We start from the raw sequence: 25,898 nt of genomic DNA, 5'->3' as shown, positions 1-25,898 counted from the left end.
GCGTGCAGGCGCGACAGGCCAGTGCGTTTGTGGGGTAAAATCGAACGTTACCCCCACAAACTTCTGACCGAGAGTCGAGCCTGCACGCATGTCTGAAACCGCCGTCGCACACCGCGCCGATCTGCGCAATGTCGCGATCGTCGCCCACGTCGACCACGGCAAGACCACCCTTGTCGACGCCATGCTCCGGCAGACGAACTCGTTCTCATCGCACGAACACGTCGAAGAGCGCGCGATGGACTCCAACGAGCTGGAGCGCGAGAAGGGCATCACGATCCTCGCCAAGAACACGGCGATCTCGTATGCCGGCAAGCACGCGACAAGCGGCCCGATCACCATCAATGTGATCGACACGCCGGGCCACGCGGACTTCGGCGGCGAGGTCGAGCGCGGTCTCTCGATGGTCGACGGCGTTGTGCTTCTGGTCGACGCGAGTGAGGGCCCGCTTCCGCAGACCCGCTTCGTGCTGCGTAAGGCGCTCGAGGCCAAACTGCCGGTCATCCTCCTCGTCAACAAGACCGATCGTCCGGATGCGCGGATCGATGCCGTCGTGCATGAGAGCCAGGATCTCCTGCTCGGCCTCGCGAGCGACCTCGCCGATGACGTCCCCGATCTCGATCTCGACGCCATCCTCGATGTGCCGGTGGTCTACGCATCCGGTCGCAACGGAGCCGCGAGCCTCAACAAGCCCGAGAACGGCGAGCTCCCCGACAACCCCGACCTCGAGCCGTTGTTCGAGGCGATCCTCGAGCACATCCCGGCGCCGACCTACGACCCCGCGGCTCCTCTGCAGGCGCACGTCACCAACCTCGACGCGTCTCCGTTCCTCGGCCGGCTCGCGCTGCTCCGCATCTTCAACGGAACGCTGAAGAAGGGCCAGACCGTCGCCTGGGTCCGCCACGACGGCGATGTGCACAACGTGCGCGTCACCGAGCTGATGATCACCAAGGCGCTCGACCGCTACCCGGCCGAGAGCGCCGGCCCCGGTGACATCGTCGCCGTCGCGGGTTTCGCCGACATCATGATCGGCGACACGCTGGCCGACCCCGACGACATCCGCCCGCTTCCCCTGATCCACGTCGACGACCCCGCGATCTCGATGACCGTCGGCACGAACACGTCTCCGCTCGTCGGCAAGGTCAAGGGCCACAAGCTGACGGCACGCATGGTGAAGGATCGCCTCGACCGCGAACTCGTGGGCAACGTGTCACTCCGTGTGCTCGACATCGGCCGGCCGGACGCGTGGGAGGTGCAGGGGCGTGGAGAACTGGCCCTCGCCATCCTCGTCGAGCAGATGCGCCGAGAAGGCTACGAGCTCACCGTCGGCAAGCCGCAGGTTGTCACGAAGAAGGTCGACGGCAAGACGCACGAGCCGTTCGAGCACCTGACGATCGACGTGCCCGAGGAGTACCTCGGCGCGATCACCCAGCTGCTCGCCGCCCGCAAGGGTCGCATGGAGAACATGGCGAACCACGGCACCGGCTGGGTCCGTATGGAGTTCATCGTGCCGTCGCGCGGCCTGATCGGATTCCGCACGGAGTTCCTCACGATCACCCGCGGCACCGGAATCGCGAACGCGATCCTGCACGGCTACGACGAGTGGGCCGGACAGATCGTCACGCGCAGCAACGGCTCGATCGTGGCAGACCGCGCCGGTGTGGTCACTCCGTTTGCGATCATCGCGCTCCAGGAGCGCATGACGTTCTTCGTGAACCCGACCGAAGAGGTCTACGAGGGCATGGTCATCGGCGAGAACTCGCGGGCAGACGACATGGACGTCAACATCACCAAGGAGAAGAAGCTGACGAACATGCGTCAGTCGACGGCGGACAACTTCGAGTCGATGACTCCGTCGCGTCAGCTGACCCTGGAGGAGTGCCTCGAGTTCGCCCGCGAAGACGAGTGCGTCGAGGTGACGCCTGCCGCTGTGCGCATCCGCAAGGTCGAGCTCGACCAGACCGCTCGCGCTCGCGCGACGTCGCGGCTGAAGAAGCAGGACCAGAACGCCTGAGCGACTCCGGGCGTCCGGGCGTCCCTGCGGTACCTCGTCTCTGGGCGCCGGGCGGCAGCAGGCGTATTCTTCGCGGTAGGCGGCTCGTTTCGCACAGGCGCCGGGGGAGTGTGACATGAACATGCGCAAAGGCGTCGCCGTTCCGCTCGCGATCGTGCTTGCGCTGGGGCTCGCCCCGGCGCTGAGCGCCTGCGGCAACGTCGAGGGCATCGTGAAGAACGTGACCGGCGGACACGTCGACATCGGCGGCAACAAGGTTCCGAGCGACTTCCCCTCAGCGGTTCCGCTGTACAAGGGCGATGTCGTCTTCGCTGCCTCGGTCGGCGGTGAGGACAAGAAGGTCTGGAACGTCACGGTCAAGGTGCCGGATGCGACAGCGGCGGCAGACATCGAGAAGCAGCTCACCGCCGCGGGGTTCACCGGGGGATTCAAGGGCGCCGACGGAGACACGAACACCGGCACGTTCACATCCGACGCCTACGGCGTGTTGGTGGTCGTCACCAGCGCGGGCAAGAACGGCTGGGTCGCGAACTACACGGTGACAACGGCGTCGGTCATCAGCCCGAGTCCGACCCCGACCCCGTGAGCTGAGGGGCCGGGCCCGAGCCGCGCGCACGGCTACGCGAAGAGGCCGGCCCCGAGGTAGCTGCCGGGGCGTGCTCCCGGTGGCACCGCGAAGATCGCGGAGCCGACGTGCTTCAGGTACTCGTTCATCGCGTCGCTGCGCGCCAGCCGCTGCTGGATCGGGATGAACTGCTTGCGCGGGTCGCGCTGGAATGCGATGAAGAAGAGCCCGGCGTTCAGGCGGCCGAGCTCATCGTTGCCGTCGACGAAGTTGTAGCCGCGGCGCAAGAGCTGGGCACCGTTGTTCGTACTCGGGTGGGCGAGCCGCACGTGCGAATCCGGGTCGATCTTCGTCCCGCCGTCGGGAGCCACGGCGAGGAAGTTCGGCTCGGTGAACTCGGTTCCCCCTGAGAGAGGTGCTCCTTCGCCTTTGTCGCGCCCGATGATGCGCTGCTGCTCGCCGAGCTGCTGGCGGTCCCAGGTCTCGATGACCATGCGGATCTTCCGGGCGACCAGGTACGATCCTCCCCCCATCCAGGCCGCACCGTCGGATTCCGCCGCCCACACCTGGTCACGGACGACCGTCGTGTCCTCGGCTTTGATGTTCGCCGTTCCGTCTTTGAAGCCGAAAAGGTTGCGCGGCGTGACCTGCGCGCGTGTCGTCGCCGAGGTGCGGCCGAACCCCAGCTGGGACCAGCGGATGGATGCGCGACCGAAGGCGATCCTCGAAAGGTTGCGGATCGCGTGCACCGCCACCTGCGGGTCGTCGCTGCACGCCTGGACACAGAGATCTCCGCCGGTGAGGGATTCGACGAGGGCATCTCCGGGGAAGTGGGGGAGCTCGACGAGCGCGGCGGGTCGCCGGGACGCGAGCCCGAAACGGTCGACCCCGTCGCCGGTGCGGAAAAGCGTCGGCCCGAAGCCGAAGGTGAGCGTCAGGCCGGCCGGCGGCAGGTCGAGGGCTTCGCCGGTGTCGTCGGGCGGAGCGTCGAGTGGACCGCTTGCGGGACCGGCCGCGCCGGCGGACTCGCCCTGCGTCATCCGCGCCGCTGCGACGGTCCAGTCCTTCAGGAGTTCGATGAGGCCGGCACGATCGAGGTCGGGCGCGGTGTCGAACGCGGCGAAGTGCAGACGGTCCTGGGCGGCGGTCGTGATTCCGGCCTGGTGGTCGCCGTGGAACGCGTAGACCGCCGCGGAGCCCGATCCGGCTCCGGCGGTGGCGAGCACGGTGCGGTCGAGCGCGATGCCGGCCCCGGCGCCCAGCATCCCGGCGCCGAGGGTCGCACCTGCGAGCCCGAGCAGTCCACGACGGGACAGCCCGGGGGCGGCGGATTCGTTGGTGTCCTCAGCCACGCGGCCCTATTCGACGATGATCGACGTGAGCTTGCTGAGCGGCTCGCTCAGCGCGTTGACACCGTCGGAGAGTTCCTTCACCTGTGCGGTGCTGAGCGCGGTGTATGGAACGTAGCCGCTGCCGCTGCGGTAGGCGGAGAGCTGTGCGGTGATCGCGGCGAACCGGGTGTCGAGCTGTTTCACGACGGCCCTGCCGTCGACACCACGCGCCGAAGCGATGCCGCGCACGATGCCGTACGCCACGTCGGCGCCTTCCACGTTGCCCATGAAGTCCCACAGGTCGGTGTGCGAGAAGGTCTCCTCTTCACCGGTGATCTTGGTGCGCGACACCTCCTCCATCAGGCCGATCGCGCCGTTGGAGATCTGGTCGATCGTCAGGGTGAAGTCCTTCGCGTGGACCAGGTCGTACAGCTTCCGGGTGTCGGAGACGAGCTTGTCGGCAAGCTTCGTCCGCTCGGCAGGCGTGGCCGCCGTGTATCCGGCGGGCGCCCATAGGTCCTTCTCGATCCGGTGCCAGCCGGTCCAGGCCTGACCCTGTTCGAGGTCGGCCTCGCGCAGGTCGAGGGCCGGGTCGATGTCGCCGAACTGCTCGGCGGTCGGCTCGATGCGCTCGTAGAACCTGCGCGTGGCGGGGTACTGCGCGCGAGCGGCAGCCACCTCGCCGGCGGCGTATGCTGCCGCGAACTTCTGGGTCGCCGTGAGCAGCTGGCCGCTCTGGTCCTTGACGTACGAGATGTAGTTCGTCACCGCCTGGGCGATCTGCCTGCTCTCGCTCTGGCTGGCCTTCGACGTCTTGCCAGCAGTGACGGTGAACGTCCTGACATCGACCAGGTCGCCGACCATGCCCTTCTTGCACGCCGTGTAGTAGGTGCCCTCGGCGAGCTGGACCACGTAGTTGACGGTCGTACCCGGCCCGATGTTCTCCTTCTCGCCGGCGATGCGCAGCTTGTCGGCCGCGAGGATCTCGAACTCGTTGACGTCGGTACCGTTGTTGGTCACCTGGAACGTCACGGGGCCGCCCGGTGCGGTCGCCTTCGAGACGGTACACGTGTCGTCGGTGACGGAGACGGCGAGTGCCTCCGCGTCGGCGGATGCGCGGTTGGGCACGCATCCGGTCAGTGCGATGGCGACTGCGACTGCGCCCGCGAGCGCGCCGAAGTGTCGGGTCTTCATGGAGTGGTCTCTCCTCTTAGGACGCGGCGGTCGGGCGAGGCGCCGCAGGTGCGGCGGCCTGTGCCGTGGCGGGTCGCGTGACGGCGGAACGGTGCTGACGGAAGTACAGGGTGCCGACGACGGCCAGATAGGCGACCCAGACGCCCACCTGGAGCCACGTCGGCGAGGGGTTGAAGTTCACGATGCCCTGGAGGACGGTGCCGTACCAGCTGCTCGACGGGATGATCGCGCTGATGTCGTAGGCGTGGCGGCCGGCACCGGGTACGACCCCGGCTTCCTGCAGGTCGCCGACCCCGTAGGCGAGTACGCCGGCGGCCACCACGATGAGGAAGACGCCGGTCCAGGTGAAGAACTTTCCGAGGTTGATCCTGACGAAGCCGCGGTAGATGAAGATCTCGATGACGACGGCGGTGAGGATTCCGAGAAGCGCGCCGACTGCCGGGATCACGCTGCCTCCGACGGATGCGACGGTCGCCCAGACGAACAGCGAGGTCTCGATGCCTTCCCGGCCGACGCTGACGGCCGCGAGGATGATGATGCCCCAGCCGGCGCCGAGAAGTGCGCTGTCGACGCGGGTGTGCAGTGTGCTCTTGAGTGTGCGCGCCGTGCGGCCCATCCAGAAGATCATCCAGGTGACCAGGCCGACGGCGACGATCGAGAGACTGCCGCCCACGATCTCCTGTGCTTCGAAGCTCATCCCGTAAGGGCCCCAGGTGAGGAGCGCGCCGATCCCGAGGGGGACGACGATCGCGATCCCGACCCCGAACCACAGGTTGCGGAGCACATCGCGCCGGCCGACCTTGACGATGTAGGCGACGAGGATGCCGACGACCAGGGCGGCTTCGAGGCCTTCGCGAAGGCCGATCAGGTAGTTTGCGAGCACAGTTGTCTCTCGGGATGGAGGGTGGGGAATGTTGGTAAGGCTAACCTTACTCATTCGACCCTAGACGTTCGGCAGCGGACCTGTCCAGTTAGGATGACGACATGGCCGCGCGGATCCTCAACCTCGTCCTGCTCTTCATCGCCGGGGCCATCCTCGGCGCCGTCGGCACGGTCGCGCACCAGTCGACCGTCACCATTGCCGGGGTTCCGGTGCCGTGGGGGATCACGGTCGCACTGCTCGCCTACACCTGCCTGCTCATCGGTCTGCGACTGCTCAACGCCGGTCGCGCGCAGGCCCTCGCGGCGGCGCTCGGCACCATCGTCATGACGTTCCTGTTCTCGCTCAAGGGTGTGGGCGGTTCGGTCCTCATCCCCGACGACCTGCTCGGCAAGATCTGGGTGGTCGCGCCGATCGTCATCGCCGCCATCGTCATCGCGTGGCCCCGCCTTCCGCAGCGGGGAGCGGTCGCCCAAAACCGCCTAAGCTAGAAGGCAACTCCACGTGAAGGGACCTCGACCACTGTGACCTACGTCATCGCCTTGCCCTGCGTCGACGTGAAAGATCGCGCCTGCATCGACGAATGTCCCGTCGACTGCATCTACGAGGGTGAGCGTTCGCTCTACATCCACCCCGACGAATGCGTCGACTGCGGTGCGTGCGAGCCGGTCTGCCCGGTCGAGGCCATCTACTACGAAGACGACCTGCCCGAGCAGTGGGCCGACTACTACAAGGCGAATGTGGAGTTCTTCGACGACATCGGCTCGCCGGGTGGAGCTGCGAAGGTGGGCGTGATCGCCAAGGATCACCCGCTGATTTCGGCCCTCCCGCCGCAGGCCCACGCCTGACGCGTCGTGGCACTCGGCCCTCTTCCCGACTACCCGTGGGATCAGATGCTCCCGTTCGCGGAGCGTGCCCGCGCGCATCCGCTCGGCATCGTCGACCTGTCCATCGGATCGCCGGTCGACCCGACCCCTGCGCTCATCCGTGAAGCCCTCTCCGAGGCGACGGACGCGCACGCCTACCCCCAGACCGTGGGGACTCCTGCGCTGCGTGAAGCCATCGTCGCCTGGTTCGCCCGGCGTCGCGGCGTGAGCGACCTGACCGTCGCGAACGTCCTTCCGACCATCGGCTCGAAGGAGCTGGTCGCGTTCCTGCCGTTCATGCTCGGTCTCGGCGACGGCGACGTCGTCGTGCATCCGAGGGCCGCATACCCGACGTACGCGATCGGCGCCGCATTCGCGGGGGCGACGGCGTTCGCGAGCGACGATCCCTCCGAGTGGCCGGAGGAGACCCGTCTCGTCTGGGTCAACAGTCCCGGGAATCCTGACGGCAGTGTGCTCGGTGTCGACGCGCTTCGCCGCATGGTGGAGCGGGCGCGCGAGCTGGGGGCGGTCATCGCGAGTGACGAGTGCTACGCCGAGCTGGGCTGGGAGGCGCCGTGGGATCGCGAGCGCATCCCGAGCATCCTCGATCCGCGGGTGATCGCGGGCGACCGCCGCGACGTGCTGGCCGTCTACTCGCTCAGCAAGCAGTCCAACCTGGCCGGCTATCGAGCGGCGTTCGTCGCCGGCTGCAGCATCCTCATCGACCGTCTGGTCACGGTACGCAAGCACGCGGGCCTCATGGTCCCCGCGCCGCTGCAGGCTGCGATGACCGTCGCGCTGGCAGACGACCGGCACGTCAGCGAGCAGCGGGAGCGCTATCGCCGCCGTCGCGAGGTGCTCAAGCCGGCGCTGGAGTCGGCAGGTTTCCGAATCGACCGGAGCGAGGGTGGACTCTACCTGTGGGCGACCGAGGGCCGGGGAGCGTGGGAGAGCATCGCACGCCTCGCCGACCTCGGAATCCTGGCCGGTCCTGGCGTCTTCTACGGGGACTTCTTTCCCCAGCATGTGCGCCTGTCCCTGACGGCGACGGATGAGCGGATCGCCTCGGCGGCCGACCGATTGACCACTTTTGGAGAGTCTCTCTAACGCCCTGGGGGCCCGCTTGGACGATGTAACAGTTGTCCTCGTTTGCCCATAGGCTGTATCCACAGGACTCTTTGCGGCGCTGTAACGATCGGCGCGCGCGCACATCAGCAGGCAGACATCCAGGAGGCGTTGTGAGCGGATTCGGCACCGACCCGGCAGGGGACGAGGCGCAGAAGGCCACCCTGTGCACGCCCGGCGGAACGGCCGAATTCCCGATCCTGCAGAGCGCCAGCGGTTCGGCGAGCATCGACTTCTCAACACTCACCCGTTCGACCGGCCTCACCTCGCTCGACTACGGTTTCGTGAACACGGCGGCCACGCGGTCGGCCATCACCTACATCGACGGCGACGCCGGCATCCTGCGTTACCGCGGCTACCCGATCGAACAGGTCGCCCAGAACTCGACGTTCCTCGAGGTCGCCTGGCTGCTCATCCATGGTGAGCTGCCCTCGGCGAGCGAACTGAGCGAGTTCGACGACAAGATCCGCCGCCACACCCTCCTGCACGAGGACCTGAAGCGCTTCTTCAGCGCACTCCCGCACGACGCGCACCCCATGTCGGTGCTCTCGAGCGCGGTCTCCGCGCTGTCCACGTTCTACCAGGACTCGCTGAGCGTCCACGACCCGGAGCAGGTCGAGCTGTCGACCATCCGCCTCCTGGCCAAGCTGCCGGTCATCGCTGCTTACGCCCACAAGAAGAGCGTCGGTCAGGCGTTCCTGTACCCGGACAACTCGCTCAGCTTCGTCGACAACTTCCTCCGGCTCAACTTCGGCACGATGGCCGAGCCGTACGAGGTGAACCCCGTGCTGAGCAAGGCTCTCGAGCGACTGCTGATCCTCCACGAGGACCACGAACAGAATGCATCCACCTCGACCGTCCGCCTTGTCGGCTCGACCCAGGCGAACCTCTTCGCCTCGGTCTCGGCCGGGATCAACGCTCTCTACGGGCCACTCCACGGTGGTGCGAACGAAGCAGTGCTCGACATGCTCGCGTCGATCCGCGACTCCGGCGAGAGCGTGCAGAAGTTCGTGGAACGGGTGAAGCGCAAAGAAGAGGGCGTGAAGCTCATGGGCTTCGGGCACCGCGTGTACAAGAACTTCGACCCGCGTGCCCGGCTCGTGAAAGAGAGCGCCGACGAGGTGCTCACCGCCCTGGGCATCCACGACCCGCTCCTCGACATCGCGAAAGAGCTCGAGGAGGTCGCGCTCGCCGACGACTATTTCATCGAGCGCAGGCTGTACCCGAACGTCGATTTCTACACCGGAGTCATCTACAAGGCGATGGGCTTCCCGACCCGCATGTTCACTGTGCTGTTCGCGATCGGCCGCCTGCCGGGCTGGATCGCGCACTGGCGCGAGATGATCGCCGACCCCGCGACCAAGATCGGCCGCCCGCAGCAGCTCTACGTCGGCTCGCCCGAGCGTTCCTGGCCGGCCGAACGGTAGCTCGCCGACCCGTCGGTTCGTGGATCCGTCAGGACGACGGCTGCAAGGTCAGCGTCTGTGTGGCAGCCGACCGGACGGCGGCGAGCGTGAACGGCCACGGCCGCGTCTGGTGCTCCTGCCAGAGGGCCGTCTGGTCGACGTAGTTCGGATGGAACGCGTGGCCTGATTCGCCGGTGAGGTTCACCCAGGTCGATGTGTCGAAGTCCGACAGGTCGAGAACCTGGCGCATCGAGGGTACCCAGTCGACCTGGTAGCCGACGGAGGCGTCCCACCCGACGGCGTCGACGACGGAGGACGATCCGGCGACGGGATACGGCCCGCGGTTGAAGAGCCACTCGATCGGAGCGATCCCCGACTTCCCGAAGCTCGCATTCGTCAGTTCGAGGGTGTGGATGCGGTCCCAGCGCCACGTCGACGGATCGTTCCCCATGAGGTCGACCGCCTCATCCCAGGCCTGGTCTGCAGCATGGGCGAACATCTGGTCGCGCCCCGCGATACCCAGCTTCTTGTCCGTCCACCACGGGGATTCGGGCTGGGTCGCGAGATTGCCGACGACCTCGAACCACCGGTCGCCGCCGACGGGCGGCGCGCTGGCAGGGAGCTTGCGGCCGAAGGCGTCGACGAGCAGGTTTCGCCAGAAGATGTTGAAGTACGCGGCCGCGGCGCTGTCAGCGTCGTCGTGGTAGTTCCAGTGCGACAGGAGTGCGACACCTTTCGCGGCGCCGCTGGTCAGGGAGGGGCGCAATCCGTCGGACGTGAGGATCGGGGCGAGCTGCGCCGCGTTGGCATCGAAGGTGTCGGCCTGAATGGCGGCGAAATCGGCGACCGTGAGCTTCTTGCCCGCGGCGAAGAGCGCGCCGAGACGGTCGGTGATCCGGTTGGCGCGGTAACCGTAGTCCCAGTCGCGGGTGATCATGGCCGGATAGTCCGGGCCGACGGCGGCGTTGTTGGCGGTGACGATGAAGCCGCTCGGCGGGTTGAGGACGGCCGGCAGCTTGTCGAACGGGATGTATCCGATCCAGCCGTACTGGCTGGACCAACCAGGGAGGGGAAGCGTGCCGTCACCGCTCGCACGGATCGGGATGCGCCCGGGAGCCTGGTAGCCGATGTTGCCGTCGACGTCGGCGTAGAGCAGATTCTGCGACGGCACGTCGAACTGGGCCGCGGCTGCACGGAATCCGGCCCAGCCGGTGGCGGAGTCGAGGGCGAAGATCGCGGATGCGGTGTGCCCCGGCTGCAGCGCGGTCCACTGGAGGGAGAGCTGGTACGCGGCGTCCGACACTCTCAGCCGCTTCGCCTGGTTCTTCGCGATGGCGGCATAAGCGGGGGTGAGTCCGGTGACGATGGGCCCGTGCCTCGTCGAGCGGACGGTGATCGTCACAGGCTTGCCACCAGCGACCTTGATCGTCTCCTTCCTGGTCGTGAGCGGCACCTGCTTGCCGTTGTACTCGTACGCGTTGCCGGTGACCTTCTCTTCATAGAGGTCCGCGACGTCCGGTGCCAGGTTGGTGAACCCCCAGGCGATGCGGTCGTTGTGCCCGATGATCACCCCGGGAAGGCCGGAGAAGCTGAAGCCCGCCACGTCGAACGGGCACGCCTTCGTGACTGCGCGGCAGTGCAGACCGACCTGATACCAGACCGAGGGCTCGACCGCTCCGAGGTGGGGATCGTTGGCGAGCAGCGGCTTTCCGCTCGCCGTGTGGGCGCCGGAGACCACCCACGAGTTCGAGCCGATGTCGGTGCCCGCCGGCCCCATCAGTGTCGGAAGCCCTGCGAGGCTCGACTGGAGCTCTTCGAGGGCGCCGACCTCTCCCGGCGCGGTCGGGGGAGTCGACGCGGCCGCGGGGGTCACGGCCGGCGCCGTCCGCGACGTGTCACCGTCGCCGAGTGCCGTGATCGTCGGATGCTGCGCATACGGATAACTCGGATGCAGCTGGGCGATCTGCTGGAGTGTCAGCTTGGTCAGCGCCAGGGCCCGGTCGATCTCGTCGTCGAGGTTCGACCGGAGGTCCCAGGCCATGGCCTTGAGCCAGGCGACGGAGTCCGCCGGTGTCCACGGTTCGGGGGAGTAGCCGGGATTCTGCAGGCCGAGGACGGCGTACTCCAGTGAGAGGGCGGCGCCGGAATGGCCCTTCAGGTACGCGTTCACACCGTCGGCGTAGTCCTGGTAGTACCGCAGCGACGTCGGGTCGAGGGCTTTGACCTCCTGCTCGGCGACGGTGCGCCAGCCGAGGGTTCGGATGAACGTATCGGTCGCGACCTGGCTCGCGCCGAACAGCTCGGAGAGGCGACCCGCTGTGACGTGCCGACGGAAATCCATCTCCCAGAAGCGATCCTGGGCGTGGACGAACCCTTGTGCCTTGAACAGGTCGTCGGCGGTCGTGGCCTCGATCTGGGGTACGCCGGCATCGTCGCGGTAGACGGTCACGGCCGCCGAGAGACCGGGGACCCGGATCGTGCCGGACGTCTGCGGGAACGACCGGGTGACGGTCCAGACGCCGAGACCGCCGACGATGATGGCCAGGGCGACGACGACCGCCAGGATCACACCGATGACCCGCAGTATCGGATGGCGGCGCCTCAGGCGCGGCAGATCATCCCCCACGCCACTCCTTCGGGTCGGGTTGCCGTCTTCTTCAGCGACACTAACCCATCCCGCCCCCAGGTGACCCCTGTAAAACGGCTCAGGCGTGAAGAGCGGCGTTCAGCTCGATGCCGGTACCGCCGCGCTGGAGGACTTCGACGGCGCCGCTGAGCGAATTGCGACGGAACAGGAGGTCGGGCACGCCCGAGAGTTCGACGGCTTTGATCGACTGCGGCGTGCCGTCCGCATTGGGGGTGGATCCGACCAGGACGACCTTGGTTCCCGCTGTGACGTACAGCCCGGCTTCCACCACCGAGTTGTCTCCGATGGAGATGCCGATACCGGAGTTCGCGCCGAGGAGTGCGCGCTCGCCGATCGAGACGCGTTGCGTGCCGCCGCCCGAGAGCGTGCCCATGATGGACGCCCCGCCACCGATGTCCGAACCATCGCCGACGACCACCCCTTGGGAGATTCTGCCCTCGACCATCGACGTCCCGAGGGTTCCGGCGTTGAAGTTGACGAACCCCTCGTGCATCACGGTGGTCCCCGGCGCCAGGTACGCGCCGAGCCGCACCCGGGATGCGTCAGCGATGCGCACACGGTGGGGCGTCACGTAGTCGAGGAGGCGCGGGAACTTGTCAATGCCCGTCACGTGGATGCCGGCGCGCTGCAGGGCGGGGCGCAGGCGCGTCAGGTCGGCCGGCAGCACAGGGCCGGCGTTCGTCCAGGCGACGATCGGCAGGTGGGCGAAGATCCCCTCGAGGTTCACCGTGTTCGGCTTCACGAGCAGGTGCGAGAGCAGGTGCAGGCGCAGGTAGGCGTCCGGAGTGGTCGCAGGGGGAGTGTCGAGGTCGATGTCCACCGTCACGATGTCGATGCGGACGTTGCGCCGGCGGTCGTCGCCGGCGAGGGACTCGAGCTCGGCAGGGGCGATCCAGCGGTCGCGCCCGGCCGGAAGCGCACCCAGGCGCGGCTCGGGGTACCAGGTGTCGAGCACCGTTCCGTCACCGGCGACGGTCGCGAGGCCGTAACCCCAGGCGAGCCGGGGCGTGCGGGCTGAGTGCGCAGCTGATTCGTGGGGTACGTCGGAGGGCATGGCTCTAGATTAGTAGGGTGCCTCTCGACCTGACTGCGACCTCCACCGACCTCACCCGGCAGCTCTGCGACATCGAATCCGTCTCGGGGAACGAGACGACGCTCGCCGACGAGATGGAGGCGGCCCTCGCCGGACTCGACCATCTGGAGATCATCCGCGACGGTGACACCATCGTCGCCCGGACCAACCTCGGCCGGCCGCGGCGCGTGATCATCGCGGGCCACATCGACACGGTGCCGCTGAACGGAAACCTGCCCACCCGCTACGAGACGATCGACGGGGTGAAGTACCTCTGGGGCCGGGGAACCGTCGACATGAAGGGCGGCACGGCCGTCCAGCTGAAGCTCGCCGCCGAGCTCGACGAGCCGGCCATCGATGTGACGTGGATGTGGTACGACCACGAGGAGGTCTCGAATGAGCTGAACGGGCTCGGCCGACTGGCGCGCAAGCGGCCCGACCTCTTCGTCGGCGACTTCGCGATCCTCGGCGAGCCGAGCAACGGCATCGTCGAAGGCGGCTGCAACGGCAACCTGCGGGTCGAAGTGCGCACCTTCGGACTCCGCGCGCACTCGGCGCGGGGCTGGGTCGGTGACAACGCCATCCACAAGGCGGCGCCCATCCTCGACATCCTGGCGGCCTACCAGGCGCGCGAAGTCGACGTCGACGGCCTGGTGTACCGCGAGGGACTCAACGCCGTCGGCATCAGCGGCGGCGTCGCGGGCAACATCATCCCCGACGAGTGCATGGTGCACATCAACTACCGGTTCGCGCCCAGCCGCAGCTCCGACGAGGCGATCGAGCACCTGCGCGAGCTCTTCGCCGGCTACCAGCTGACCGTCGTGGACCGCGCGGACGGCGCCCGCCCCGGTCTCGACGCTCCGCTCGCGCAGGAGTTCCTCGCCGCCGTCGGCGCGGAGGCGAAGCCGAAATACGGCTGGACCGACGTCGCGCGCTTCTCGGCACTCGGCATCCCGGCCGTGAACTTCGGTCCGGGGGACCCCCTCAAGGCTCACGCGGACGACGAACGTGTCGCTGTCGACCAGATCACTTCGTGCGAAACGGGATTGCGTGCCTGGCTCACCGGCGCCGTCGCCGTCAACTGACGCGGTCGAGGTCGCGCGGGAGGCGCCCGCCGGCACAGCGGTGAGCCGGTGGCGGCGCTCGCCATGGTGGCTGAGCGTCATCCTGATCTTCGTGGCGAGCCGGATCGTCACCACCGTCATGCTGCTCGTGCTCGCGAGTGTCCAGGGACCCAACCCCTGGACCGGCGCGCATCCCGGCTATTTCGACTTCGCGGCGATCTGGGACGGCCGCTGGTACAACATCGTGTCCATCGCGGGATATCCGTCGTCGCTGCCCCTGCTCGATGGGCACGTGAACCAGAACGCGTGGGCGTTCATGCCGGGCTACCCATCGGTCGTGGACATCGTCGCCTTCGTGACCCGGGCGCCCTGGCCGGTCGCCGCCGTGATCGCCTCGACCGCGTTCGGTCTGGGCGCAGCCCTCGTCTTCTACCGGCTCCTCCGGCTCCGGCTCCTCCCGTCGACGAGCCTCTACGCCGTCGTCCTGTTCTGCGTCGCACCGGTCTCGCCGCTCTTCCAGCTGGCCTACGCCGAGTCGATGTACATCTTCCTGCTCGCGCTCGCGCTGTACCTCCTGATGCTGCGGCGCTACTGGTGGCTGATCCCGGTGGTGACCGTCATGGCGTTCACCCGGCCGAGCGGCCTGGCTTTTGCGCTCGCGCTGGGGATGCACGTCGTCTACCGGTTCGCGGTACGGGCCCGCGATCCGTTCCCGGCCGCCGACCGCGTCGCCTCCATCGCCGTGACGATCTACAGTGGCCTGGCCGGGTTGGCGTGGCCGGCGACCGCTGCGATCGTCACCGGCTCGATCACCGCGTACACCGACACGGAGCTCTCCTGGCGGGCGCAATACATCGGCTTCACCCATCTCGTGCCGTTCACGCCGTGGTTCGAGGGCGCGGACTGGTGGTTCAGCTTCGCTCTCGGACTGCCTGCGTGGCTCGGAACCGTCACCGTCGTGCTGCTGATCGAGCTCTATGTCGTGCTTCTGTTCACCCCCGCGGTCAAGCGCCTGGGTGTCGATCTGCGCTTCTGGCTCGCCGCGTACGGGCTCTACCTGCTGGCCGTCTTCTTCCCGCAATCGAGCACCTTCCGCCTGCTGATGCCGATTTTTCCACTGCTCGGCGTGCTCGCGATGCCGAGGAGCAAGGTTTACCGGATAGCTCTCGTCATCGTGTTCCTCGCACTCCAGTGGGGCTGGTTGCTGATCTGCTGGGGGGTCGACGGACTCGACTGGACTCCGCCGTAACCGTGACTGGGGTAGACCCGCGATTTTCTCCGGTCTCCCGGATGACAGATAATAGAAGGACATCCACGAAAGGGGAGCTGCATGGCGGCCATGAAGCCGAGGACCGGAGACGGGCCAATGGAGGCTGTAAAGGAGGGTCGGCTCATCATCGTGCGTGTTCCGCTCGAGGGTGGCGGCCGTCTTGTCGTCTCAGTCAACGACGCGGAAGCCAAGGAGCTTCACGACGCGCTTGCGAGCGTCGTCGCCAATTCCTGACGAGCAGGGCTCCCGGCTGGGGGCCCTACTCGCTCAGTTTGGTGATCTGGAGCAGACCGTCACCGACCGGTGAGAGTGCACTGACGACAGCACCGGATGCCGCAGTCTCGGTGACGAGGGTGCGGAATCCGGTGGCGACATCGTCGCGTTGCGCCGGGTCGGACACGCGTCCCTTCCAGAGCGCGTGGGCGACGAGCACGGTCCCTCCGGGGCGAGCGAGCCGCAGCCCGTGTTCGACGTATTCGATGACGGACTGCGGGTCGGCGTCGACGAAGACGATGTCGTACGAGTTCTCGTTCATCCGGGGCAGGACGTCGAGCGCGCGGCCGGTGATGAGCCGGACCCGGTTCGACTGGATGCCCGCCTCGGTGAAGAAGGTCCTGGCATGCTGCTGGTGGTCGAGCTCGGAGTCGATGGACGTCAGGGTGGCGTGGGTGCCGCCGGTCAGCAGCCACAGGCCCGAGACGCCGACGCCCGTGCCGATCTCGACGATGCTCGATGCGTCGGTGGCCGCAGCGACCACCGCGGCCTGGGCGCCGACCGAGGGCGCGATGGGGTCGATCCCGAGCTCGAGGGACTGTTGACGCGCACGCGCGATGACCTCAGGCTCGACGACGATCTCGTCGGCGAACTTCCAGTTCGATTCTTTGTCTGACACAGCGCTCCCAGGGGTCTACCGGCACCAGAATACGGCTCGCACTGGCAGCATTCGTGCAGGCCGCACGCGTTAGTCTGATCTGGTGTTCGGATTGACCTTCGAGAAGCTGCTCATCATCGGGGTGATCGCTGTCTTCCTGCTCGGTCCCGAGCGTCTTCCGACGTACGCCGCGAAGCTCGGCCAGTTCACGCGCACCCTCCGCGACATGGCGAACGGGGCCAAGGACCGCATGCGCGAGGAGATGGGTCCCGAATTCGAAGAGGTCGACTGGAAGAAGCTCGACCCCCGGCAGTACGACCCGCGGCGGATCATCCGTGAGGCGCTCCTCGAGGACGAGCCGGCTCCCACCATCAAACCGGTCACCGAGTCCGCCTACGCCCAGAGGCAGCGCAAACTGCAGGCCGGGTCTCTCCCGCCCTTCGATACCGAAGCGACCTGACGCACCGGCGTCCGATCCGGCGTCGGCTTCGGCTATATCATTCTCGAATGATCGCAACAGAGCAGTTGCTCGACCGCCGCACGATCGCGCGTTACGCGATCGGCTCACTCGGCACCGGGGGGTTCGCAACCCTGCCAGGACTCGTCCTCGTCTACTACCTCACGGACACACTCGGGGTGGCCGCTATCGCGGCAGGAATCGTTGTCACACTGGCCAAGGTGTGGGATGTCGTGATCGATCCGGTGATCGGATCGCGAAGCGACCTGCTCCTGGCACGCAGCGGTACGCGACGCGGGATGATGGTCCTCGGCGCCGTCACCCTGCCCGTCTTCTTCATCGTGACGTTCGCGGTGCCGGCGGGCGTGGCCGCGGTGCCCGCCGCCGTCTGGGTCATGGTCGCCTTCCTGCTGACGGCCACATCGTTCAGTCTTTTCCAGGTGCCGTACATCGCCCTGCCGGCCGAACTGGCGTCGGGCTACGACCAGCGCACCCGGCTGCTGACATGGCGCGTCGTCGTCCTGACCTTCGCCATCCTGCTCTTCGGGGCAGGCGGTCCGGCCCTCCGCGCTCTCGGGGGCGCGGACAAGCACGCAGGCTACCTGCTGATGGCGATCGTCGCCGGCCTCGTGATCGGTGGCGGGATGCTCGTGTCGAGCTTCGTCGCACCGAAGGGTGTGCCCGCACCGGCTTCGAACGAGCGCAAGGTGGGCATCCTCACAACGCTCCGCACCAACTATTCAGCCGGGATCGGCGCCCTGCGTGACAGCCAGCCGTTCCGTGCGCTGCTGCTCACCTTCCTCCTCCAGGGCCTGGCGACGGGCGCGATGCTCGCCGGAGCGAACTACGTGGCCACCTGGGTGCTCCATTCCGAGGATGCGGTCACGTTCCTCTTCGTCGCCCTGATCGGCCCCGCGCTCGTGGTGACACCGCTCTGGGCCGTGATCGCGCGACGGATCGGCAAGGAGCGTGGCTTCGCGGCGGCGAGCATCCTGTTCGGCCTCGCCGCCCTCTCGATGGTGCTGCTCGTCTGGGCGCCCGGGAACTGGGTCTACCTTCCGGTCGCCCTGGTCGGCGCCGGCTACGCGGGCATGCAGTCCCTGCCGATGGCGATGCTGCCCGACGTGATCTCTCACGACGCTCGACGCAACGGCCCGGGCCGCGCCGGTACGTTCGGAGGCATGTGGACGGCGGGGGAGACCACGGGCATGGCACTCGGAGCGACGGTGCTCACCGCCGTGCTCGCGGTCACCGGCTACGTCGCACACACGGCGACGGTGACGGCGGCGGCGGGCGAGACCCAGCCCGCCAGCGCGATCGTCGGAATCGTGCTCAGCTTCAGCGTGGTGCCGGCGGCCATCATCGCGGTCAGTCTCGTGCCGCTGGCGCGTTACCGGCTGCGCAAGGAGGACATCGATGGTGCAGTTTGACGCACGGGAGATCCTGGGACGGCTCGCGGAACTGCGTGAAGGCGACGCTCCCACGCACGGGGGCCGCGTGCTCTCGTACGTCTACGACTCCGGTGTGCCGGAGATCGACCTGCTGGCAGCCGATGCGATCCGGATGGTGCAGCCGGTCAACGGCCTGGACCCGACGACGTTCACGTCGGTCGCCGTCATGGAGCGGGACCTGATCGCGTTCGCTCGCGGCCTGCTCCGCGGCGGCGAAGGCATCGTCGGATCGGTGACGACGGGCGGCACCGAGTCGTGCCTGCTCGCCGTGAAGACGGCCAGGGATGCGTGGCGCGCCGCCGGAGGTCAGGGAAGGCCCCGACTCGTCGCTCCGACGACCGTACACGCCGCGTTCCAGAAGGCGGCCCACTACTTCGATCTCGTCCTCGACCTCGTCCCGGTCGACGTCGCGAGTGGACGAGTCGAGGCCGACCGGATCGCCCAACGGCTGGGATCCGACGTCGCGCTCGTCGTCGTCTCGGCGCCCTCGTACCCTTTCGCATCGCTCGACCCGGTCGAAGCGGTCGCAGCGCAGTGCGACGACGTCGGGATCGCGTGCCATGTGGACGCGTGCATCGGGGGGCTCATCCTCCCGTTCTGGAGCACCGGGGACGGTGAGGCGGTCCCGCCCTGGGACTTCAGCGTCCGCGGCGTGACGAGCATCTCGGCAGACCTGCACAAGTTCGGGTACGCGCCCAAGGGTGCGAGTGTCCTCCTCCACCGTGACCGGGACCGCCAGCGTCTGCAGTACTTCGCAACGACGTCGTGGCCCGGCTACCCTGTCGTGAACCCGACGATCCTGGGGTCGAAGTCGGCAGGCGCGCTGGCCGCATCGTGGGCGATCGTCGAGGCGCTCGGCGCCGACGGCTTCGCCGAGCTCGCGCAGTCCTGCCTGCGCGCGACCCGCGCACTCGTCGACATCGTCGGCGACATCGAGGGGCTCCGGGTGATGGGTGATCCCGTCGGACCCCTGCTGGCGGTTGCCGCCGACACCTCGGTTCCCGCCGAATCCCGGGTGGACCCCCACCACTGGGCCGACCAGGCGAGAGCACGGGGCTGGTTGCTGCAGCTCCAGCCCGGACTCGAGCAGGCGGATGGCACACGGCTCCCGCATACCACGCATCTCACGGTGACGCCTGTGACGCTCGAACGCATCGACGAGCTCGAAGCCGTGCTCCGCGCATCCGCCGCCGAGGTTCGTGGGGTAGCCGCCGTGGCCCCGGCCGACCTGCTCGCCACGTTGCCGGCCGACCTGCTGGCCGGGCTCGCGGGCGGCGATGCGTCACTCGACTCGGAGGCGGCGCTCCAGGTGCTCAGACAGATCGGTCTTGTCGGCGTGGAGGCGGGAGCCGGTGCCGCGTCCGCGCGCCTCCCCGAGCGGATGGCGCCGTTCCTGGCACTGATCGAGACGCTTCCGCACGCACTGACCGAGCGACTCCTCATCGAGCTCTTGGCGCGGATCGTCGAGCCCCGATGAGGTGGTGACTAGGAGATCGTGACTCCGAGCCGGCGGCCGGCGAGCGAGCGACCGCGCGTCGCGAGCCGCCCGGCCACCGCGCGGATCGCCTGCGCCGCGGGGTCGTCCGGGTCGCTCAGCACGATCGGGATGCCCGCGTCACCTCCTGCTCGCAGGGAGACGCTCAGAGGGATGGAGGCGAGCAGGGGCACCGGGTCGTCCTGACCGACCGACAGCCTGCGGGCCACCTCCGCGCCGCCGCCGCTTCCGAAGAGGTCGAGGATCGTGCCGTCCGGTTGGGCGAGGCCCGCCATGTTCTCGATGACACCGATGACACGCTGGCCCGTCTGCCGGGCCACCGTTCCGCTGCGCTCCGCGACATCGGCCGCGGCAGGCTGCGGGGTCGTCACGACGACGACCTCGGCGTGGGACAGCAGCTGGCCGACCGTGATGGCGACGTCGCCCGTCCCCGGCGGCAGGTCGAGCAGCAGCACATCGAGGTCGCCCCAGTAGACGTCCGTGAGGAACTGCTGGATCGTGCGGTGGAGCATCGGCCCGCGCCAGGCGACCGCCGCAGACGGCGAATCGACAAACATGCCGATGGAGATGATCTTCACCTCGTGCGCTACGGGCGGCAGGATCATGTCGTCGACGCGCGTGGGCCGGGGTGCCGCACCGGACGCATCGAGGAGCCCGAGGATGCCCGGGATCGAGAAGCCGTAGACGTCGGCGTCGAGAATGCCGACGGCGAGACCGCGTTGCGCGAGCGCCACCGCGAGGTTGGCGGTGAGGGTGGACTTGCCGACGCCACCCTTGCCGCTGGTGACGGCGTAGACCTGGGTCAGCGAGTCCGGGCCGAACTGCGGCCTCCGCGCCGCCCGTGAACCACGGAGCCGCTCGGTCAGTGCCGCCCGTTCTTCCTTCGTCATCACCGACACGTCGACGACGACGGTCGTGACGCCGGGGACCGAGGCCGTGGCGGCGCGGACGTCGCGTTCGATCGTGTCGGCTGCCGGGCATCCGACGATCGTCAGCTTGACGGCGACGGTCGCCGTCCCGAGGTCGTCGACGGAGACGGAGCCGACCATGTCGAGCTCGGTGATCGGCCTCCTGATCTCCGGATCGAGGACGCGCGACAGCGCCGCACGCACCGCTTCGGCGAGTCCGGCATCCGTTCCGCGACTGCCGCCCTCAGGCACCGGACTGCTCGGCTTCGGCCTCATCGCGGCTGTCCAGGTCTTCGAGCAGAGCGCGCAGTTCGGCGCGGATGAAGTCCTTCGTGGCCATGTCCCTGACCGCGAGTCGGAGTGCGACCACCTCGCGCGCGAGATATTCGGTGTCGGCGAGATTGCGCTCCGCGCGTTGCCGGTCCTGCTCGATCTGGACCCGGTCGCGGTCGTCCTGCCGGTTCTGGGCGAGCAGGATGAGCGGCGCGGCGTAGGAGGCCTGGAGCGAGAGCACCAGAGTGAGCGCGATGAACCCGAGCGCAGCAGAGTCGAAACGCAGCGGCGCCGGGGCCAGGATGTTCCAGGCCATCCAGAAGATGACGAAGATCGTCAGCCCGATGATGAACCAGGGCGTGCCCATGTTGCGGGCGATCCACTCGGTGAAACGACCGAACCGGTCCCTGTCGCTCGCACCCCGGCGGGGAAGGACGCTCGTGCGCAGCCCTTTGGGCGCGTCCAGGCGGATGTCCGACCGGCTAGCTCGTGCCATTTCCGACCCTCCTTCCGTTCGCGATGGGGATACTGCCTGTACTGTCCGAGAGCGCCGGGCGTTTCAGCACGTCGTCTTCGTCGTCGCGACTTCGCCAGTCGTCGGGGAGCAGGAAGTCGAGGATGTCGTCAATGGTCACCACCCCGACCAGGCGATGGTTCTCGTCCACGACCGGGACCGAGACGAGGTTGTAGCTGGCGAGGATGCGCGAGACCTCGGCCGCCGAGGCGTCTGCCGTCACCGGCTCGAGGCTCGGGTCGAGCAGCGTGCCGAGGCGCACGTGCGGCGGGTAGCGGAGCATCCGCTGGAAGTGCACCATGCCGAGGAAGCGGCCCGTAGGGGCCTCGTACGGGGGAAGCGTGACGCAGATTGCGGCGCCGAGCGCGGGCGCGAGCTCGTGCCGGCGGATCAGGGCGAGACCCTCGGCGACGGTCGCATCCGCTGAGACGATGATGGGCTCGGTGGTCATGAGGCCGCCCGCGGTGTCCGGCGCATAGTTGAGGAGCATGCGGACGTCCTCGGCCTCCTCCGGCTGCATCAGCTCCAGGAGGTGCTCGCCGCGTTCGTCCGACAGCTGGGCGATCAGGTCGGCGGCGTCGTCCGGCTGCATCTGATCGAGCACGTCGGCCGCACGGTCGTCATCGAGCTGCCCGAGGATCTGGACCTGCTCGCTCTCCGGCATCTCTTCGAGGACATCGGCGAGACGGTCGTCCGGCAGCTCCTCCGCGACTTCGAGCATGCGCTGCTGCGGAAGGTCGAGAAGGGTGTTGGCGAGGTCGGCCGGCTTCAGCTCGGAGTAGGTCGCGATGAGCTGCTCGGCCGACTGGGCCTGACCCGCACTCGCCTTCTCGAACACCTCGGACCAGGAGACGAATGCGGTCGGCCCTTTGCCGAACGGCGACGAACCGGTCTTCGGACGCCGCACGAAGAGCTGCTCGATCGCCCACTCGCCCTGGCCCGAATTCTCGATGGCCACGTCCTCGATGGTCGCCTCGCCGGAGCCGTCGGCGAAGACGACGCGGCGTCCGAGCATCTCGGCGATGACGCGCACCTCGCCGCCGCGCTGCTCGAAGCGGCGGACGTTGATCAGGCCGGTCGTGATGATCTGACCGCTGCCGATGCTGGTCACCCGGCCGATCGAGACGAATACCCTGCGCTTCCCGGGGATCTCGACGATGAGGCCGACCACGCGCGGCGGGTCGCTCTTGCGGTAGACCACCAGGACGTCGCGCACCTTGCCCACGCGGTCTCCCGCGGGGTCGAAGACGGTGCACCCGGCGAGCCGAGCGACGAAAACTCTGGAGGCACTCACAGGTAATAACTTATGCCCTCGAAGCCGGGGAACGGCGCTGGGTGAAAGAATGGTCAGGTGAGTAACCAGAGCCCGTTCGGCGGCCGCAGCAGAGTGGTTTTCCCGACACTTCCACGCGGCGAGGTCATTGCGACCTACGAGACGTATCCCGAGGCCCAGCAGGCGGTCGACGTGCTCGCCCGCGCCGACTTCCCCGTCGCCAAACTCTCGATCGTCGGAAGCGACCTCAAAAGCGTCGAGCGGGTCACCGGCAAACTGAGCTGGGGGCGGGTCGCAGTCGCAGGAGCGGCCTCCGGCGCCTGGTTCGGGATCTTCATCGGTCTGCTGCTCGTGATCTTCAACCCGGCCACCAGCTTCGCGTTCGTGATCGCAGCCGTGCTGATCGGCGCGGGCTTCGGAACGCTCTTCGGGGTCGTGTCGTACGCGGTGAACCGCCGCCGGCGCGACTACACCTCGGTCGCCCAGGTCATCGCGACGAGCTATTCGGTGCTCGTCGATTCCGAGCTCGTCAATCGTGCGCGCAATCTGATCGCCGGTGACCACCAGGCGGCGCCGGTCGCGGATGCGGCTCCGGTCGCACCGCACCCGTCCGACCCGCCGCCGGCACGGGCTGCGCCACCCGCACCGCCGGCGGACGCGGGGCCCTCGCATCCGTCGGATCCGCCGCCCGCCCCGCCTGCCGTAGGCTAGGCCGGCGCAAGCGGAGCCGGCCGCCCCAGGTCGGCTGCCTAGTTCCGCGCGCCCTGCACCCAGGCTTCGACCTCGTCGGCCGTGCGGGGGATCGCGATCGAGAGGTTCTCCGCGCCGTCCGCCGTCACGAGGATGTTGTCCTCGATGCGCACACCGATGCCGCGGAAATGCTCGGGCACCGTCAGATCGTCAGGCTGGAAGTACAGGCCGGGCTCGATGGTGAACACCATGCCGGGCTCGAGCACGCCGTCCAGGTAGAGGTCGCGGCGCGCCTGCGCGCAGTCGTGGACGTCGAGGCCGAGATGATGGCTCGTGCCGTGCACCATGTAACGGCGGTGCTGCTGGTTGTCAGCCAGGAGCGCCTCCTCCGCCGACACGGGGAGGAGGCCCCATTCGGCGGTCCGCCGGGCGATCACGGCCATCGCCGTCGCATGGATCTCACGGAACCGGATGCCGGGGCGCACGATCGCGAATGCCGCATCCGCTGCTTCGCGCACCGCCTCGTACACGAGGCGCTGGGTCTCGGTGAACCGCCCGCTGATCGGGAACGTTCGCGTGATGTCGGCGGTGTAGTAGCTGTCGACCTCCACTCCGGCGTCGAGCAGGATGAGATCGCCGGGCACGACGGGCCCATCGTTCCGGGTCCAGTGCAGGATGCACGCGTGCGGCCCGCTCGCAGCGATGGTGTCGTACCCGACCGCGTTGCCGTCGGCCCGGGCGCGCCCGTTGAACACCCCTTCGACGAGTCGCTCGCCGCGGCGGTGCGCGGTGATCCGGGGGAGGTCTGCGACCACGTCGTCGAACCCGCGTGCCGTGGCGTCCACCGCGGCGCGCAGTTCGCCGATCTCGAACGAGTCCTTCACGAGGCGCAGCTCGGAAAGGTCGCGTGCCAGCTCGTCATCGCCCTCGTGCGCCTCCACATCGGCGATCCGGTCGTCGAGGTTGAGCAGCCTGAGGCCGTCGATCTGGTCCGTGAGCGTCGGATCGGCCTCGCGCACGACCAGGGTGTTCTCGTCGGTGGCCTCGATGACAGCCGTCAGCTCGGCGATGCCGCGTGCAGGAAGGGCGAGATCGCTCGCTACCTGTGCGAGCGAAGGCCGCGGCCCGATCCAGAACTCGCCGATCTCGGGGTTGGCGTAGAACTCGTCCGAATCGCGTCCGGCGCGCTCGCGGAAGTACAGGGTGGCGTCGTGGCCGTCAGCAGTCGGTTCGAGGACCAGAACGCTGCCCGGCTCCGTGTCCGAGCCCCAACCGGTCAGGTGCGCGAATGCGGAATGCGCGCGGAAGGCGTAGTCGGTGTCGTTCGAGCGCGTCTTGAGCCGGCCGGCGGGGATGACGATGCGCTTGCCCGGGTGGAGCCGCGAGATGCGCGCACGGCGGTCGGCGGCGAACGCGGCCTGCTCACGGGCGCCGGGGAGCACATCCGGACGCTCCGCCCAGCCGCTGCCGATGTACTCCTTGAACGCGTCGGAACCCGGCGTCGTCGACCGATTCGAGGTCGCGCGCGGCTCCGGCTCGCTGGTGGCGGTCTGCTGGGGCGATTCGGTGTGTGACGACATGCCTCCATTCTTTCACCGACGGCGACGTGCCTGCGGCCGCCGGGGTCGCGCCCCGTACGATGAACCCATGGGTGATGAGCGACGCTTCCGTGGTCCCATCGACCTACACACGCATTCGAGTGTGTCCGACGGGACGGAGACGCCCGCCGAGCTGGTGCGCGCGGCCGCTGTCGCCGGGCTCGGAACGGTCGCGCTCACCGACCACGACTCCACGGCGGGCTGGGCGGATGCGGCCTCCGCCGTCCCCGAAGCCGGCGTCACCCTCATCCCCGGCATGGAGCTCAGCACGCGCATCGAGTTCGCCAGCGTGCACATGCTCGGCTACCTGTTCGATCCTCTCGACGAGGCGCTCGCCGCCGAGACGGAGCGCATCAGGGTCGGGCGGCTGCGGCGCGCCGAGGAGATGGTGCAGCGGATCTCCGAGGATTACGACCTGACGTGGGACGACGTGGTGGCACAGACCACGGAGGGCGCGACGGTCGGACGGCCCCACATCGCCGACGCCCTCGTCGCCCGCGGACTGGCGCCCGACCGCAGCGCAGCGTTCGCCGGAATCCTCCACTGGCGCGCGGGCTACTACCAGCCGCACTACGCGCCCGACCCCCTCACCGGCGTGCGCCTCATCCGCGCGGCCGGAGGCGTCCCGGTCCTCGCGCACCCCGGCACGCGCGGCCGCGGCCGCGTCATCCCGCCGGACCGTCTCGCGCGCCTCGTCGACGCCGGGCTCTTCGGACTGGAGATCGACCACCGCGAGAACACGCCCGACGGCAGGGAGCGACTACACGAACTCGCACAGCGCTTCGGGCTCCAGGTCACGGGGTCGAGCGACTACCACGGCTCCGGGAAACCGAACCGGTTCGGCGAGAACACGACGGATCCTCGCGTTCTGGATCTCATTATCGAACAAGCGACAGGCGCGGCGCCCTTCTACGCCTCATGAGATTAGCGTCGTAGC

24 protein-coding genes are annotated in these 25,898 nt (G+C 68.2%); 14 read left to right on the top strand and 10 right to left on the bottom strand.

The window, feature by feature from the left end:
• Positions 1-88: 88 nt before the first annotated feature.
• Entirely contained in the window at positions 89-2,011 is a 1,923-nt protein-coding gene (gene typA / locus G3T36_RS13450; protein ID WP_163290236.1) for a translational GTPase TypA, read from the top strand.
• Between the two features lie 115 nt (positions 2,012-2,126).
• Entirely contained in the window at positions 2,127-2,597 is a 471-nt protein-coding gene (locus G3T36_RS13445) for a hypothetical protein (protein WP_240148450.1), read from the top strand.
• Positions 2,598-2,629: 32 nt separating this feature from the next.
• Here the strand turns inward: G3T36_RS13445 and efeB are convergent, their stop codons facing one another.
• From efeB to efeU, 3 genes are read right to left on the bottom strand one after another with little or no spacing between them, the layout of a single operon-like run.
• Positions 2,630-3,928: an iron uptake transporter deferrochelatase/peroxidase subunit gene (gene efeB / locus G3T36_RS13440; protein ID WP_163290235.1), complete on the bottom strand. Its 1,299-nt coding sequence runs from the start codon at positions 3,926-3,928 to the stop codon at positions 2,630-2,632.
• Positions 3,929-3,934: 6 nt separating this feature from the next.
• A complete protein-coding gene (gene efeO / locus G3T36_RS13435) occupies positions 3,935-5,101 on the bottom strand; it encodes an iron uptake system protein EfeO (RefSeq protein WP_163290234.1) in 1,167 nt (388 codons plus the stop codon).
• A 16-nt stretch (positions 5,102-5,117) separates the two neighbouring features.
• Positions 5,118-5,984 carry an iron uptake transporter permease EfeU gene (efeU, locus tag G3T36_RS13430; RefSeq protein ID WP_163290233.1) on the bottom strand — a complete coding sequence of 289 codons (867 nt, stop codon included), beginning with the start codon at positions 5,982-5,984 and terminating at the stop codon, positions 5,118-5,120.
• A gap of 101 nt (positions 5,985-6,085) precedes the next feature.
• Here efeU and G3T36_RS13425 point away from each other — a divergent pair, with 101 nt between their 5' ends.
• The 4 genes from G3T36_RS13425 (at position 6,086) to G3T36_RS13410 (ending at position 9,399) form a co-directional block, all read left to right on the top strand.
• Complete coding sequence (locus tag G3T36_RS13425; RefSeq protein WP_163290232.1) at positions 6,086-6,472, top strand: hypothetical protein; 387 nt, start codon at positions 6,086-6,088, stop codon at positions 6,470-6,472.
• 33 nt (positions 6,473-6,505) lie between these two features.
• Complete coding sequence (gene fdxA / locus G3T36_RS13420) at positions 6,506-6,829, top strand: ferredoxin (protein WP_163290231.1); 324 nt, start codon at positions 6,506-6,508, stop codon at positions 6,827-6,829.
• Between the two features lie 6 nt (positions 6,830-6,835).
• Positions 6,836-7,954, top strand: coding sequence for a succinyldiaminopimelate transaminase (gene dapC, locus G3T36_RS13415; RefSeq protein ID WP_163290230.1), 1,119 nt, complete (start codon positions 6,836-6,838; stop codon positions 7,952-7,954).
• Positions 7,955-8,085: 131 nt separating this feature from the next.
• Positions 8,086-9,399: a citrate synthase gene (locus G3T36_RS13410; RefSeq protein WP_163290229.1), complete on the top strand. Its 1,314-nt coding sequence runs from the start codon at positions 8,086-8,088 to the stop codon at positions 9,397-9,399.
• Between the two features lie 28 nt (positions 9,400-9,427).
• On the opposite strand, the gene G3T36_RS13405 is transcribed toward G3T36_RS13410, so the two are convergent.
• Both G3T36_RS13405 and dapD read right to left on the bottom strand, forming a co-directional pair.
• A complete protein-coding gene (locus G3T36_RS13405) occupies positions 9,428-12,004 on the bottom strand; it encodes a penicillin acylase family protein (protein WP_163290228.1) in 2,577 nt (858 codons plus the stop codon).
• Between the two features lie 79 nt (positions 12,005-12,083).
• Positions 12,084-13,079 (bottom strand): 2,3,4,5-tetrahydropyridine-2,6-dicarboxylate N-succinyltransferase, encoded by a 996-nt coding sequence (dapD, locus tag G3T36_RS13400; protein ID WP_163290227.1) that lies wholly within the window; start codon positions 13,077-13,079, stop codon positions 12,084-12,086.
• A gap of 17 nt (positions 13,080-13,096) precedes the next feature.
• Between dapD and dapE the strand changes: the two genes are divergently transcribed.
• From dapE to G3T36_RS13385, 3 genes are all read left to right on the top strand, one after another.
• A complete protein-coding gene (gene dapE, locus G3T36_RS13395; RefSeq protein WP_163290226.1) occupies positions 13,097-14,182 on the top strand; it encodes a succinyl-diaminopimelate desuccinylase in 1,086 nt (361 codons plus the stop codon).
• Entirely contained in the window at positions 14,148-15,410 is a 1,263-nt protein-coding gene (locus G3T36_RS13390) for a hypothetical protein (RefSeq protein ID WP_163290225.1), read from the top strand. Before dapE ends, G3T36_RS13390 begins: the two co-directional genes overlap by 35 nt.
• 81 nt (positions 15,411-15,491) lie before the next feature.
• Positions 15,492-15,665 carry a DUF3117 domain-containing protein gene (locus tag G3T36_RS13385; protein WP_163290224.1) on the top strand — a complete coding sequence of 58 codons (174 nt, stop codon included), beginning with the start codon at positions 15,492-15,494 and terminating at the stop codon, positions 15,663-15,665.
• A gap of 25 nt (positions 15,666-15,690) precedes the next feature.
• On the opposite strand, the gene G3T36_RS13380 is transcribed toward G3T36_RS13385, so the two are convergent.
• On the bottom strand, positions 15,691-16,323 hold the full coding sequence (locus tag G3T36_RS13380; RefSeq protein WP_163290223.1) for a class I SAM-dependent methyltransferase: 633 nt from the start codon (positions 16,321-16,323) through the stop codon (positions 15,691-15,693).
• Between the two features lie 82 nt (positions 16,324-16,405).
• On the opposite strand from G3T36_RS13380, the gene G3T36_RS13375 reads away from it, so the two are divergent.
• Genes G3T36_RS13375 through G3T36_RS13365 form a run of 3 tightly spaced genes read left to right on the top strand, consistent with a single transcriptional unit; the run spans position 16,406 to position 19,687 of the window.
• On the top strand, positions 16,406-16,762 hold the full coding sequence (locus tag G3T36_RS13375) for a sec-independent translocase (protein WP_163290222.1): 357 nt from the start codon (positions 16,406-16,408) through the stop codon (positions 16,760-16,762).
• 47 nt (positions 16,763-16,809) lie between these two features.
• Positions 16,810-18,189 (top strand): MFS transporter, encoded by a 1,380-nt coding sequence (locus G3T36_RS13370; protein ID WP_163290221.1) that lies wholly within the window; start codon positions 16,810-16,812, stop codon positions 18,187-18,189.
• Positions 18,176-19,687, top strand: coding sequence for a pyridoxal phosphate-dependent decarboxylase family protein (locus G3T36_RS13365; protein WP_163290220.1), 1,512 nt, complete (start codon positions 18,176-18,178; stop codon positions 19,685-19,687). The genes G3T36_RS13370 and G3T36_RS13365 overlap by 14 nt, the downstream gene beginning before the upstream one ends.
• Positions 19,688-19,695: 8 nt before the next feature.
• Here the strand turns inward: G3T36_RS13365 and G3T36_RS13360 are convergent, their stop codons facing one another.
• The 3 genes from G3T36_RS13360 to G3T36_RS13350 are packed head-to-tail and all read right to left on the bottom strand — an operon-like array spanning position 19,696 to position 22,694.
• On the bottom strand, positions 19,696-20,889 hold the full coding sequence (locus G3T36_RS13360) for an Mrp/NBP35 family ATP-binding protein (RefSeq protein ID WP_193571100.1): 1,194 nt from the start codon (positions 20,887-20,889) through the stop codon (positions 19,696-19,698).
• A complete protein-coding gene (locus G3T36_RS13355; protein WP_163290218.1) occupies positions 20,858-21,382 on the bottom strand; it encodes a DUF1003 domain-containing protein in 525 nt (174 codons plus the stop codon). The genes G3T36_RS13360 and G3T36_RS13355 overlap by 32 nt, the downstream gene beginning before the upstream one ends.
• Entirely contained in the window at positions 21,369-22,694 is a 1,326-nt protein-coding gene (locus G3T36_RS13350; RefSeq protein ID WP_163290217.1) for a magnesium transporter MgtE N-terminal domain-containing protein, read from the bottom strand. The genes G3T36_RS13355 and G3T36_RS13350 overlap by 14 nt, the downstream gene beginning before the upstream one ends.
• A gap of 57 nt (positions 22,695-22,751) precedes the next feature.
• On the opposite strand from G3T36_RS13350, the gene G3T36_RS13345 reads away from it, so the two are divergent.
• A complete protein-coding gene (locus G3T36_RS13345; RefSeq protein WP_240148543.1) occupies positions 22,752-23,384 on the top strand; it encodes a YflT domain-containing protein in 633 nt (210 codons plus the stop codon).
• Between the two features lie 38 nt (positions 23,385-23,422).
• Here the strand turns inward: G3T36_RS13345 and G3T36_RS13340 are convergent, their stop codons facing one another.
• Positions 23,423-24,943: an aminopeptidase P family protein gene (locus G3T36_RS13340; protein ID WP_163290216.1), complete on the bottom strand. Its 1,521-nt coding sequence runs from the start codon at positions 24,941-24,943 to the stop codon at positions 23,423-23,425.
• Positions 24,944-25,010: 67 nt separating this feature from the next.
• Here G3T36_RS13340 and G3T36_RS13335 point away from each other — a divergent pair, with 67 nt between their 5' ends.
• Positions 25,011-25,883, top strand: coding sequence for a PHP domain-containing protein (locus G3T36_RS13335; RefSeq protein WP_163290215.1), 873 nt, complete (start codon positions 25,011-25,013; stop codon positions 25,881-25,883).
• Positions 25,884-25,898 lie beyond the last annotated feature (15 nt).

It is taken from the genome of Leifsonia tongyongensis (genome assembly GCF_010686705.1).
GTDB lineage: Bacteria > Actinomycetota > Actinomycetes > Actinomycetales > Microbacteriaceae > Diaminobutyricibacter > Diaminobutyricibacter tongyongensis.
Note: the sequence above shows the minus strand (reverse complement) of the source record. Positions and strands in the feature narration are given on the sequence as shown.

Coding starts and splice junctions, on each gene's coding strand:
- G3T36_RS13340 (WP_163290216.1), bottom strand. CDS start 24,943: ATGTCGTCACACACCGAATCGCCCCAGCAGACCGCCACCAGCGAGCCG.
- G3T36_RS13425 (WP_163290232.1), top strand. CDS start 6,086: ATGGCCGCGCGGATCCTCAACCTCGTCCTGCTCTTCATCGCCGGGGCC.
- G3T36_RS13385 (WP_163290224.1), top strand. CDS start 15,492: ATGGCGGCCATGAAGCCGAGGACCGGAGACGGGCCAATGGAGGCTGTA.
- G3T36_RS13370 (WP_163290221.1), top strand. CDS start 16,810: ATGATCGCAACAGAGCAGTTGCTCGACCGCCGCACGATCGCGCGTTAC.
- G3T36_RS13445 (WP_240148450.1), top strand. CDS start 2,127: ATGAACATGCGCAAAGGCGTCGCCGTTCCGCTCGCGATCGTGCTTGCG.
- G3T36_RS13335 (WP_163290215.1), top strand. CDS start 25,011: ATGGGTGATGAGCGACGCTTCCGTGGTCCCATCGACCTACACACGCAT.
- G3T36_RS13355 (WP_163290218.1), bottom strand. CDS start 21,382: ATGGCACGAGCTAGCCGGTCGGACATCCGCCTGGACGCGCCCAAAGGG.
- typA (WP_163290236.1), top strand. CDS start 89: ATGTCTGAAACCGCCGTCGCACACCGCGCCGATCTGCGCAATGTCGCG.
- efeO (WP_163290234.1), bottom strand. CDS start 5,101: ATGAAGACCCGACACTTCGGCGCGCTCGCGGGCGCAGTCGCAGTCGCC.
- G3T36_RS13360 (WP_193571100.1), bottom strand. CDS start 20,889: ATGAGGCCGAAGCCGAGCAGTCCGGTGCCTGAGGGCGGCAGTCGCGGA.
- G3T36_RS13365 (WP_163290220.1), top strand. CDS start 18,176: ATGGTGCAGTTTGACGCACGGGAGATCCTGGGACGGCTCGCGGAACTG.
- dapD (WP_163290227.1), bottom strand. CDS start 13,079: ATGCCCTCCGACGTACCCCACGAATCAGCTGCGCACTCAGCCCGCACG.